The sequence below is a fragment of the Shinella sp. SUS2 genome, assembly GCF_001262505.1.
GTDB lineage: Bacteria > Pseudomonadota > Alphaproteobacteria > Rhizobiales > Rhizobiaceae > Shinella.
In genome coordinates this window covers 189,718-201,111 of the sequence record NZ_KQ410724.1, presented here as the reverse complement: position 1 = coordinate 201,111, position 11,394 = coordinate 189,718, and the positions used below count along the sequence as shown (strand labels likewise).

The window sequence follows — 11,394 nt, the reverse complement described above, 5'->3', positions numbered from 1 at the left end:
CCAACTCGAATTCACGCTCCGCGTGCTCGATCAGCTCGTCGCAGAGCGCGGCGTAAAAGAACTCTCGGCGGCAAGGAACTCCATCGCCTGCGTGAGGAGGCCGGCACGCTTCGGATTGATCAGCAGCTTGTATGCGTTGTCCGGCGTAAACGCATAGTCCTCACCGTCGATCTTGACGGGCGACCACCCGACGATACGATCCACCACCATGCGCACATTGCGGCTGCGGATATCGTCGACCGCCTCTTCCGGCAGCTTCACCTTTTTCCCGTTGACGCGCTGCTGCTCGATCTGCCGCTCCTGGTGAAGCCGCTCCTTGGCAAGCCGGTTGGACTGCTCGATGGTCTTGTCATGGCCCGGGCCCGCGAAGGTCCACACCCAGTTCGTCGGGCGGCCATGGACGGCGACCGTCATGTTGCCGGTTTCAGCTTCTTCGAAATCGGCGAACGAGAAACTCTCGACTGCTGCGTCGTTCTTCATTTCCATATCCTCTGTCGGAAGGGTGCGGCCTGCACGCCGACACGCGCAGGCCGCGTCACAGTGACCTCGCTTGCGCGAGCTGGTCCGCTGGTCGGGCGGCTAGGTGGTCGGGATGGTCTTCGCTGTCGCCGAGACGGAGATGCGGTCAAGATCCTCGATCCGAAACGGCATCTGGACGACGTAGCCTTCAGCGCGAGCGGCTTCGATCGCGCTTCGCAGGACACCCGCCTGCCAGAGGACTACGCCGTCCGTGGACAGCACGGACGAGCCTTCAACATACGGACCAAGACCGCCGCTCTTCGCATAGAAAACCGAGCCGGTCTTTTCCGGCCCATCAGCTTCCGGCAGCGGCTCCATCGCTGCTTCGGATGCTCGCAGCGCCTCGCCGGTGGTGGTTACTTCCATTTTCGCGCGCGGGGCCATCACGCAGCACTCGTCTGCCAGATCGCCATGCACGGCTCATAGGCGCCGCCGCGGGGATCCACGCCGATCATCAGATCGAGCGACTGCGTCCGCGGCCCGTCCTGTCCGATCGCCGACTTCGAAGAGGTTGACAGGGACAGGTACGGAATGACGACCGAGATGAAGTTCGCCGGTTCCGCCGCGTTCTCGGCGAAGAGCAGATGCAGGCTGAGGTCGTCTTCTTCCAGGAACGCCTTGGTCTTGTTGAAATCCTGCCGCAGCCCGGTGATCGAGCCGGCGACCGTCATATTGTTGTCGAACACGTCGGGCGTCAGGACGGAGCCGACGACAGGCGTTCCGGACGCACGGCGGTCAAAATTCAGCGACAGGGCGGTCAGATCGACGACCTCTTCGGAGCCGAGCATGATCTTCGCCTCGACGGCGGTCAGGCCGGTGCTCGTCGTGTAGGCCGGATCGGTGAAGTACGGGCTTTCCACACCCTCCTGCACCTCCATGTTGCGGCCGACGATGCCGAAATTGACGGTGGCCATGCCGTTCGGCTGCATTTCGAGCGCCATGGATCCGACCCGGCACCATTCGAAGATTTCGGAACCGTCGATGTCGATCTCACGCTCCTCGAAGCAGAACGCGCGCCGCGTATTGCCCTGCATCACCTTCTTCGGGCGCACGAAGGTGTATGCCGCGATCGGGCCGGCCTCGACGGTGAGGTCTTCCGCAACCGTGATCACCGTAGCCGTCAGGCCGATGATGCGAAGGTTGCGGTTGAGGTTACCGGCGACAAGGCCGGACGTGGGCCGGATAACATCACCGACACGCAGGCCGGAGGCAATCCACGAACCCGCGGACGCGGTGATCGTATTCGCACCGACGGCGAGCGTGGCGCTCGACAGGCCGGCCGTCCCCTCGTCGATCGTCAGTGCCGCGTCGAACGTTCCCCAGAACAGAGCCTCGACCAGCTCGTCAAACGTGCCGACCGACAGATCGCCGGTATAGTTGCCGGTGACGCTGCGCGATCCATGGCGGCCGCGCGTCGTCATGCCGTCGCGGCGGTTTTCGTTCGAGTTGATCGGGTCCTTCGTGAGGTTGAGGCCACCGTCGTTGATGCGGAATGCTTTCGCGCCCGAGTTGGACGGCGGAGTGCCCTTGACGGTCTGAAGCTTGTACGAAACCTCGACCTGGCGAGCGGTTTGATACGCCATCTTTCATTTCTCCACGGTATGGTGACGCCTTGCCGAAGGGCGGGGAAACGGCGATCCGGTCGAGGCCGGAAGATCAGCCGAGGTGCCAGTATTCAAACGGGCAGCTCATCGTGACGCGGTGCCATGAGCCATTGTTGGCCCATTCGATATCGGATGCGGAGACAGCCGGGCCGCCCTCGTCGACACGAGGCGCCCATGTGCGGACGTAGCAGCCATCATTGCGGTCGTCGTAAAACTTCTTGCCCCGGAAGATTTCGCCGATCGTCTCGGCGAACTCGCTGGCGATGGCATCGCCGGTATCGGTCGGCACGAAAACGTGCACCAGGATGAAGCCATACGTCACCCAAACCTGTTGCCCCGGCGTACCCGCACCACGCATCCCGCCGCCCGGCATGGTCGTGATCTCCAGAAACACCCACGGCGCAGGCGCCGGTACATCGGGAGCGTCCGGCGTGGTCAAAGTCGGCGGCCACGGTTCGGCCGGGGCCTCATTCTGAAAGGCAATCCGCGTCGCCGTCCAATTGTCGACGAGGCGCTGCCTGATGGCGGCCTTTCCGCCGGAATAGCTGCCCATCAGCGGTTTGCCTCGATTTCGAGCGCAGGGAACCGATTGGCCGACTTGTTTCCAGCCCTGCCCGGAACTGAGCTGCGATATGTGAACTTGATGCGCGCCTGGTTGCCGAAGCGCTGGCGAAGTAGGAACTGGGCCTGCTCATAGACATGGTCCGTGCCGGGCACGCGCATCTTCATCCTGCCGGACTCGATCTTGCGCGAATAGGGAAGCACATTGGTGATAACCACCTCCCCCGTACCATCCCAGGCCGACAGGTCGCTGACCGCGCCGCCGCCGACAAGGATGGTGTGGCCGAGCCGGTATTCGCCGGACAGGACGGGCGAAAGATCAAATAGCAACTCCATCGCCGCGCGCACGATTTCCTCTAGGCGCGGATATCGATAGACGATCCGGCCATTGACCTTGACGGCCTCCTCCCGCGCACCGGTGACGCCATCGACGGTCCTTGTGAAGCGCGCCGGCTGCGGGTCGGTCTTCATGACCCGGGAATGCTCACGCTTCGCTGTGTCGATCAGTGCTTGACGTGTTGCCTCGACCGTCGCTCGCGCCGCGATGTGGAAGGCCTGAGTAGAGTTCCGGGCCATCAGGCGGCGAGCCTCACCCGGATATTGAACCGCACGACGACACCATCGATTTCAACTGGATCAACGTCCTCGACAGTCCCGGATTTCCCGCTGGCGGTCACCCGATCCTTTTTCTTCGGCATGAACCCAGCAAGGCTAGTCGGCGATACAACAAGCTTACGGTCTGCCTGCTCGATCAGTCCAACCAACTCTTCAGAGGTGTATCCTCGCACAAACGCACGCGCCTCATGTTGAGGGGCCCCCTGCCGTGCGAACACGACCTTCGAGCCATGTGAGGCAAGTTGCCGATCGAGCATTGCGATGGCGCGATCAGGCCTCATAGCGCCGGCACCATCAAATTCTGAAGAAGCGCACCCCTGCGAGCGGAGATCACGCGTTCAGCGGCCTCAGACACTGTATAGGTCGTGACACCAACCCCTTCGACTTCCTCGCTCCGGACGAAGAAATCCCCTGTAGCCAAAACACTCTGGAGGTATTGAACCTCCATGATGATCGCCAGTTTGACGTTCGCCGGCACCTCTCCCGTTCCACCGCCTGAAACGGCCACGCCATCATAGCCTGCACGATACCGGATACGGACGGCATCCGGCGCGCACGCGGTCCGCGAAGGCAATCCTTCGCCGAAATAGGCGTAGTTCTCTGCAAGCCGATAAGCCGCAGGGTCAACGATCTGCTCTGCATCACTTCCGTCCAGGAACGATACCTGATCGATCTTGATGATCGGGCCGAACGTCAGCCGCATCATCCTGCGAAACGCAGGAGCAGCCAGTTCCAAGGTTTGCGGACCGAACGACCGTCCTACCAGGCCGGCAGGCCCATCAATCGCGTGAGTGACAGCGGCGATCCGCGCCTTGACCACAGCATCATCTGGCTCATGGTCGCCCGGAATGTCAGCCGGTGTAATGATCGGCCCCGGTGGAACAATGACGCGGATCGCCATAGCGCTTACTTTGCCTCCGCCGCAACGATAGCTGCGATGATATCGGCCTTCTTGGTCGCACCGGCGAGATCAACGCCCTTGTCGGATGCGTGCGCTTTGAGCTGCTCCACCGACATTGCATCCACGTCGGCGGGCACGGCGTCATTGGCTTCGTCCGATACGATCTCAGCGAGGCCCGCGTCAACGGCCACCTGTGCCAGGGCACCATCCAAGACATCACCCTCGGCGAAGTTTTTCGGATAGATCTGCCCGTCGGGAACGCCCGGAAAGGGCTGGAGAACCTTCGCTTGCATCATATGATCCTCTGATTGGAAAGGGTACAGCAGGCGGAATGCCGCCTGCCCGAGATGCGTCAGGCCTGGTTTGCCTGCGGATTGTCGAAGCCGTTGCCGCGCAGCAGGAAAACGCCAAGCGGGGTCGCAGAACCGTGCGTCCCGCTGAAATCCGCCAGAAGCTTCAGCCAGCGTTTCCCCCCCTTGTATCCCACGCGGTACGCCGCGGCCGCGGGATGCGCGGCCGTCAAGGCCTTGATGATTCCGCCACTGCCAACGCTCTCAACGCCGAGAACGTCCTTCAGCGCCACGGCACTGAAGTCGCCGGCATCCGGGGCTGAGCCGTCAGCCTTGTCATCGGCATGGGTCAACTTGAATTCGATCTTGTCGGTACCGGTGAAGGTGACACCACCAATGCCGACGCCCAGCAAGATTTCGGCAGAGTCGTAGCCCTTAAGGTCAAGAGCGGAGGGGGTATTGTCGGCCGACAGGGCGGCCATGATGATCGGCATAGCCGAGATCTTGGAGTGAAGATCCTTCATGGACATGGTCCTTGTTCTTGAAAGGGGAGGAACGGGGCGACGAGCGCCCCGCAATGCCTGCGTGTCAGCTCGTCGCAATCTTGAGGAGCTTCAGCGCCTCGAAGTTGACGATGCCGCCGCCGACGCGCTTCGTCGTGTAGAACAGCACGTTCGGCTTGGAGGTGAAGGGGTCACGGAGCACACGAATGCCGATACGATCGGCGATCATGTATGCGCGCCGGAAGTCACCGAACGCGATGGGGAGGGCATTGGCAGCGACAGCCGGCATGTTGTCGTCGGTATAGACCGGCTTCTGGAGAACCGTTGCGACTTCGCCGGCAGCGGTGGGCGGATTCCAGATGTAATTGCCGTCGGCATCCTTCCACTTGCGGACGGTGGCCATGACCTTGTCCGACATGAGGAACGAGCCATTCTGACGGTAGCCGGCCTTCAGCGCATAGTAGAGGTCGATCAGAACGTCTGTCGGATTGAACGTCTGGCTCGTCGCCGGGAACGCCGTGGCGTCGCCGGAAGCAACATAGCCCAGCTTGCCCCACGCCCAACTGTCATTCGCGACCATGTCGTAAGAGAGGATACCGCGCGGTTTTTTCTTGCCGTTGCCGGCAACAAATGCGCGGCTTTCCTGCTCGGCAAATTCGATGGAGATCTCCTCACCGAGCCAGGCCGCCATGTCGATGCGGGCGTCGTCCAGCGTCGTCTGCGTGGCGCCGGGCTGCGCGTAGATTTCACCGGTATTGATGATGATCTCGCGAAGCTTGGGGGTCGCCGTCTCCGGGCGATCGTCTTCTTCGCCGACCCATCCGGAAGTAGCGCCGCCGACGTTGACGAGCTTCTTGTACTCACTCGTCGAGATTTGCACGACACGGGCGAGACCGCGGATTGCCGACACCGTGCCGAGAATGCGATCGATGGTCGCCTCGGTCTCGCTCGGCACCATGTAGCCGCCGTCGGGGTCCGACTGGGTCGTCAGCTTCGCCTTGACTTCCAGGTCCGAAAGACCGTTGTCGACACCCTTGCGGAACCACTTGTTGAAGGCCGTTGCGTGCTCGACCACATCAGGATCGTGGTTGATGCCGCCCGCACCGCCCACCGCCGCGGCGGCGATCAACTGGTTCGCATCGTTCACCGCCCTGTTGAGCGCTTCGATATCCTTGTTGATGCGGTCAACCTTTTCGGTTGTGACGACATCGGCAAACCTGGCGTTGATGCCCTTGATTTCATCTTCGCGAGCCGCCTTGAACTGCTCGAAGGTGGATTTCAGCTCATTGAGGATCTGTGTCACACCCGAGCCATCGGCACGAACGCCAATGATACCGCGGGCGCGATAGTTGAGCGCCGGCATGATGGTCATGGCGATCGCCGTTTTCGTGTCCGGCCACATCGCAAAGATGTCGGAAACATCCGCCGGATGAGCGACGGGGGAGATGATGAGCGCGCAGGAGAGCGCGACGGCGCCGAGCACCGCCAGGAAAAGTCCGATTTTCATGATTTGCCCTCAGGTCTTGAGCGTTTCGATAAGCTGCCGGATAGCAGCAACGTTTGAGCCTGCATCGCGCTCGGCTCTGGCCCGGCCTGCATCACGCGCAGCCGGCAATGTCGGTCCCAGTTCGGAAATCAACTCCGCACGGGCTGATCTGGAGTAACCGGCGCGCGCTAGCGCCGCTTCGGTCTGTCGGCGCGCGAAGATCGCGCGGTCACCTTCGTTCGCAGAAGCCTCGGCGGCAATGAGACCGTCATCAATACGGTCGGCAAAGCCATTTTTCACGGCCTCGCTCGGCCCCATGAATGTTTCAGCATCCATCAGCTTTTCGATGGACTTGCGGTCGCCCAGGGTTCGCGCTTCATAGATGTCAGCAATTGCGGAATCGAAGCCGTCAAACAGGTCTGCGGATGTCCGCATGTCATGGCGATTGCCGATGACAACACCCCATGCGTTGTGCACCATCATGAAGGTGCCAAGGCCCATGACGATTTCGTCGCCGGCCATTGCGAGGATCGACGCCGCCGACGCCGCCCATCCCATAACATGAACCGTCACCTTGGCGGGGTGCTGGCGCAACATGTTGTAGATGGCGATCCCCTCGAACATATCTCCACCGGGAGAATTGACCTGGACGACGACGTCCTTGTTGCCGATCGCGCGCAGTGCCGCGGAGCAGCGCTTTGCGGTGAAACCGCCGCCGCTCCACCAGTCTTCGCCGATGACATCGAAGATCGTGATCGTGTTCTCCGCCCCATCAACCGCCGCCAGCGGCTTTGCTGCCCACTGCGCGAGCACATCGGACGGTGCGTCCCACTGAAAATTCTGCGGGCGCGTAAAATTCTTCGCCTCAGGCAGCGTTCGAAGGCTCATTGTTTTCGTCCCCTTCAGGCTGGTCGACGGTGATCAGCGGATTTTCGTAGACATCCCCACCTTCGATGGGGTCCATATCCTCCTTCTCGCGAACGTCGTTCGCAGAGAGGACCTTCATTTGCCGCCCCTTCATGTATGCTTCCCAGCGCGTCTTGGTGTCGGCGCGGACGAAGGCGGATCTGTTGAATTTCGCGTACAGGTCGCTGTCTTCCGGGGTGAGATCGACGGTTACGCCCTCCTCCCACATGACCAGGTGGTCTTCGAGGGTGAAGTCAACGAACCCCTGCCGCTGCCCCTCAATGCCGGTGCCCCAACTGGTCGACTTTTCGGTATCGCCGGCCATGTGCGGCGGGAGACCGAAGAACATGAAAATATCCGTGCGCGTAAACCTGCGGGCCTCGATCCACTGCGCATCAACTGCGGTCAGCGCCAGCTTCTCGATCTTCATGTCCTCTTCGAGGACGAGATCCTTGCCTTCGCTCTCGCCGCCCGCCCGATACTCTTGCAGACTTTGGCGAAGGTTTTCTCGGCCATCTGGGCCGAGTTTCTTGGGATGGATCAGAACCTGACCGACAATTGCGCTGTTCCGGAACGTTTTGCCGCCATGCCTTTCCATCGCCAGCGACGTGCCGATTGTCTCCCGGGCATAGGTGATCGGTGTCACGCCGGTTATCCCGTCAAGCGAGAGCCCAAACAGATGGAACACCTGCTCCTGTTTCAGCGTGACGACACGCCCGTCCTTGCGGGTGTAAGCATACTCCATCGCCAAGTCGTCACGCTGCTTCGGCTGCACGCGATCGGGATGCAGCGGAACAAGCGCCTGGACGTCACCAGAGACGGTGCGGACGATCATGGCATAGGCGTTGCCACGCAAAAGAACATGCGCCTGCATCATCCGCCGGAACTGAGCGGGTTTTTGCCATCGGTTCGGCCGGCGGCGAATGACGCGCCAAAGATCGGTATCAGACGCATCAACCCGCGTCTTGTTGTCGACGCGACGCTTTACATCCAATGGCAGCGTTGCAACCGCGCCACTGATAATTCGCACGCATGCATAAACGGCGGCGGTCTTCATGGCGCTGTTGGCATTGACCGGCTCGCCGCTGGCTGTATCGACGCCACCAGCGAGCGCGTCCCGTAGCTGCTCCGCCGTCTCGATGAGTACGCCGCCATCACGCACGGCGGCCGATGGCGCATTGTCGGCATCGGGCCGGCCGCTGAACAGGCGATTCCACCAGGCCATCAATTTCCCCTAAAGCAGAAGCGCGCCACGGCTCTGATAAACAGAGGGGCCGCCGTCATCACCGGCCAACGAAAGACCGACACCCATCACGCTTGCGACAATGCCGTCGATTTTCTCGGCGCTCTTTTTCTTCGTCGGCGCGTAGTTCAGGTTTTCGTCGAAGCGAATAGCGACGTTACCTGCCATCCATCGAAGGACGGGATGGCCGCCATGATCGAGCTTGCCGGACATTACCAGACGCTCAAACAACTTCGTCGGCTCGCCGAGCGTCGGAATACCTTGCCGCATCACGAGGAACCGATCCTCGTCCACGCCTTCTTTCTGCAAGTCCGTCACCAGCTTGGTGGCATTCCACGGATCGTAGCCAATCAGATGGACGTCGTGACGCTCCAGGTCCTGTTCCAGCGCACGTTGCACAAAGCTCTGGTCGACGTAGTCGCCCGGCGTTTCCTCAAGCGCACCCATCTCAATCCACTGTTGGTAGGACACGCGATCCTGCCGGGTACGCCTGTCGGCAACCTCTTTTGGGACCCAGAAGCGACAAGAGAGTATCCATCGATCAACGTTCTCGTCGGGCGGGAAGGCCAACACGCGTGCGGTGATGTCCTGGTTAGAGGAGACGTCGAACGCTGCGAAGCAGGAACGCCGCTCAAGATCATCACCATCACGCCAACCCCTCCATGCCCCAGCATCGGCCGAGCAGGCGTCCCAACGCTTCATGCTCAGCCAACGCGTGACAGCATCAATCCACTGGTTAGCGTGATAGCAGCGAAAGTTCTGCTCAGCGCGTGGATTGTCCTTGGCGGTGGCCACCTCCTCGCGAAGGAATTGAACCGTGGGGGAAACGCCGAGGGAGGGATTAGCCTTCGGCCAATTGGCCTCATCCGCCCAGTCATCGTCCGGTTCGAGCGCGAAAATAACAACCAGTGTTGAGGGCTTGTCTATCCTTCCCTCAAGAATGGAGCGGGATTCCTCCCAAAGGCCGTACCCGGTCTTGTTCGATTTCAATCCTGCCGTCGAGGCGTAGAGCTCGATTGGCTCAAGTCGGGTGCCAGTGCCTTGCCGCAGGAAGGTCGCGAGGTCCGCCGTCTCCCATTCGTGCATCTCGTCGCCGACAATAACGGTCGGCGACCTCCCATGCTTGCCTTCCGGCTTCCCTGACAGCAGTTCGAAAACCGAGCGGATCTTCGGCAGATAGAACGACTTCTTGTAGAGCTGCGTCTCGCCGAGTGCAGGCGAATAGGTGATCATCGCCTTCATCTTGTTGAAGGCAATCTTGGCCTGGTTTTCGTCGCGGGCGAACACAAAGCCCTGACCACCAATGACACCATCGACCACGAAGAACAGCAGGGCCAGAGCCGCCAGAAACTCGGACTTGCCGTTCTTGCGCGGCACCCACAGCATGAGGCGCCGGAACACCCTGACCTGCACTGAGATTGGCTTCCCGGTCTGCTCGTCCGTTACCTCGATCGGCGCCTTCCAACCAACGAGCAGCCGCACGATGATTTCCTGCCACAACGCCAGTCGGAAAGGCTTGCCAGCGAAGCGGTCCTCCGTCAGCCGGAATATCCGCGGGAACAACGCGACGGCAGCTTGCGCCTTTTTGTCGTCGAACCACGCGCCAGGAACCTTTGCGGCACGCTGCCACGCAATCCGCGCCCAGGCCCAACCATGCTTGTCAGCGGCCTCAGCCAGCCACGCCGGCTCAGTCGTCATCAGGCATGACCGGCCGGAGGAACCGAATTGAACGCATGAAGCAAACTCACTGCGTCTGTCTCGCTGCTGGCGGTCGGCTCATCGGTCTGCTGGGTTTCTTCCCCTACCTGCGCGCCACCGAAGAGAGGCAACAGGCCAGCCGCCGCAGCCTGGTCGCGGAGAATCTTGTATCGAGCATCCGGGCGCATCCCGAACGTTGCCTCGATTTCACGCATGATCTTTTCCAGATCCTGCATCGCCTGGAAGGCCGGATGCCGCTTTTTCGTGGCGTTTCCGTTGGTGTCGATCGCCTCGAACCAAGTTCCTTCGCGGCGTACGGCCTCTTCGGCAGCGTTCCATTCCGCCGCATATCGGCAATATCTGGCGAGCGGGAACCCATCCAGATCGCTCAGAAGGTTCATCTTCTGGAGCTTCGGAGCGATCTCGTTCCAGATCTGGGTTGCGACCCGACTTTTCTTCAGCCACTTCGGCGGATGAACGTTGCCGGCGGAAATCGGCTGCTCGCGCTTGGCGCGAACCGCCTGCGTTTCCTTCTGCGACATGCGCTTTCCGGGCGCGCCCTTTTCTGCCTGAAGCTCCGCACCATCGGGCTTGCGACCACGCATCGTTCCGCCCTCCTAAGGCTCGGGAAAAAAATAATTCAGCCAATTTCGCGGCGACACACGCGTTCACACCAGCCGGTCGAGCCCCTCACCCCTCTGGACTTTCGACCCGCCCCCCCCTATCGGGGCCGGCGCGCGGCCTTCTCTTCGGCCTGGACGTCGCTGTCATGATGGTCGGGGCACAAGGGCTCCCAGTTCGACCAGTCCCAGAAGAGCGCCTCGTCCCCATGGTGCCGCCGCTTGTGGTTCACGACGAGGTGCATGCGACGAGGATTGTCTTCGAGCGATCCATCCTTCCGATAGATGCCCGGATTGAGCAGGCCGGCCGCTCGACAGCGGACACAAAACTGGTTGTCAGGAAGGGCGAGGAACGTCTTTCGCTCCTGCTGCCACCGATAAGTCTTGTACCACTTGCGCCAAGGCTGGCGATCACGGTCCCGATCGTACTGACGATCTCGCTCCAACG

14 protein-coding genes are annotated in these 11,394 nt (G+C 61.2%); all 14 read right to left on the bottom strand.

All coding sequences use genetic code 11. The features are described from left to right. Positions 1-30: 30 nt before the first annotated feature. The 14 genes from AKG11_RS03605 to AKG11_RS03540 all read right to left on the bottom strand — a co-directional run bounded on the left by AKG11_RS03605 (position 31) and on the right by AKG11_RS03540 (position 10,931). Complete coding sequence (locus AKG11_RS03605; RefSeq protein WP_050742963.1) at positions 31-480, bottom strand: hypothetical protein; 450 nt, start codon at positions 478-480, stop codon at positions 31-33. Between the two features lie 99 nt (positions 481-579). After that, positions 580-903: a hypothetical protein gene (locus tag AKG11_RS03600; RefSeq protein WP_050742962.1), complete on the bottom strand. Its 324-nt coding sequence runs from the start codon at positions 901-903 to the stop codon at positions 580-582. After that, a complete protein-coding gene (locus AKG11_RS03595; protein WP_050742961.1) occupies positions 903-2,102 on the bottom strand; it encodes a phage tail tube protein in 1,200 nt (399 codons plus the stop codon). The genes AKG11_RS03600 and AKG11_RS03595 overlap by 1 nt, the downstream gene beginning before the upstream one ends. A gap of 73 nt (positions 2,103-2,175) precedes the next feature. After that, positions 2,176-2,676 (bottom strand): hypothetical protein, encoded by a 501-nt coding sequence (locus tag AKG11_RS03590; protein ID WP_050742960.1) that lies wholly within the window; start codon positions 2,674-2,676, stop codon positions 2,176-2,178. Next, positions 2,676-3,155, bottom strand: a complete 480-nt coding sequence (locus AKG11_RS03585) for a hypothetical protein (protein ID WP_050742959.1) — start codon at positions 3,153-3,155, stop codon at positions 2,676-2,678. Before AKG11_RS03585 ends, AKG11_RS03590 begins: the two co-directional genes overlap by 1 nt. A gap of 104 nt (positions 3,156-3,259) precedes the next feature. Beyond that, positions 3,260-3,580 (bottom strand): hypothetical protein, encoded by a 321-nt coding sequence (locus AKG11_RS03580; protein WP_050742958.1) that lies wholly within the window; start codon positions 3,578-3,580, stop codon positions 3,260-3,262. Then, positions 3,577-4,200 (bottom strand): head-tail connector protein, encoded by a 624-nt coding sequence (locus AKG11_RS03575; RefSeq protein ID WP_050742957.1) that lies wholly within the window; start codon positions 4,198-4,200, stop codon positions 3,577-3,579. The genes AKG11_RS03580 and AKG11_RS03575 overlap by 4 nt, the downstream gene beginning before the upstream one ends. 5 nt (positions 4,201-4,205) lie before the next feature. Beyond that, positions 4,206-4,496: a hypothetical protein gene (locus AKG11_RS03570; protein ID WP_050742956.1), complete on the bottom strand. Its 291-nt coding sequence runs from the start codon at positions 4,494-4,496 to the stop codon at positions 4,206-4,208. A 56-nt stretch (positions 4,497-4,552) separates the two neighbouring features. Further along, complete coding sequence (locus tag AKG11_RS03565) at positions 4,553-5,014, bottom strand: hypothetical protein (protein ID WP_050743159.1); 462 nt, start codon at positions 5,012-5,014, stop codon at positions 4,553-4,555. Between the two features lie 64 nt (positions 5,015-5,078). Then, complete coding sequence (locus AKG11_RS03560; protein ID WP_088016391.1) at positions 5,079-6,500, bottom strand: phage major capsid protein; 1,422 nt, start codon at positions 6,498-6,500, stop codon at positions 5,079-5,081. A gap of 9 nt (positions 6,501-6,509) precedes the next feature. After that, the gene (locus AKG11_RS03555) at positions 6,510-7,367 is read right to left on the bottom strand and encodes a head maturation protease, ClpP-related (RefSeq protein WP_050742955.1); all 858 of its coding nucleotides are present in this window, start codon (positions 7,365-7,367) and stop codon (positions 6,510-6,512) included. Further along, positions 7,345-8,610 carry a phage portal protein gene (locus AKG11_RS03550; RefSeq protein WP_050742954.1) on the bottom strand — a complete coding sequence of 422 codons (1,266 nt, stop codon included), beginning with the start codon at positions 8,608-8,610 and terminating at the stop codon, positions 7,345-7,347. Before AKG11_RS03550 ends, AKG11_RS03555 begins: the two co-directional genes overlap by 23 nt. Positions 8,611-8,619: 9 nt before the next feature. Further along, positions 8,620-10,326, bottom strand: a complete 1,707-nt coding sequence (locus tag AKG11_RS03545; RefSeq protein WP_082342321.1) for a terminase large subunit — start codon at positions 10,324-10,326, stop codon at positions 8,620-8,622. After that, positions 10,326-10,931: a phage terminase small subunit P27 family gene (locus tag AKG11_RS03540; protein ID WP_050742953.1), complete on the bottom strand. Its 606-nt coding sequence runs from the start codon at positions 10,929-10,931 to the stop codon at positions 10,326-10,328. Before AKG11_RS03540 ends, AKG11_RS03545 begins: the two co-directional genes overlap by 1 nt. Between the last annotated feature and the right edge of the window lie 463 nt (positions 10,932-11,394).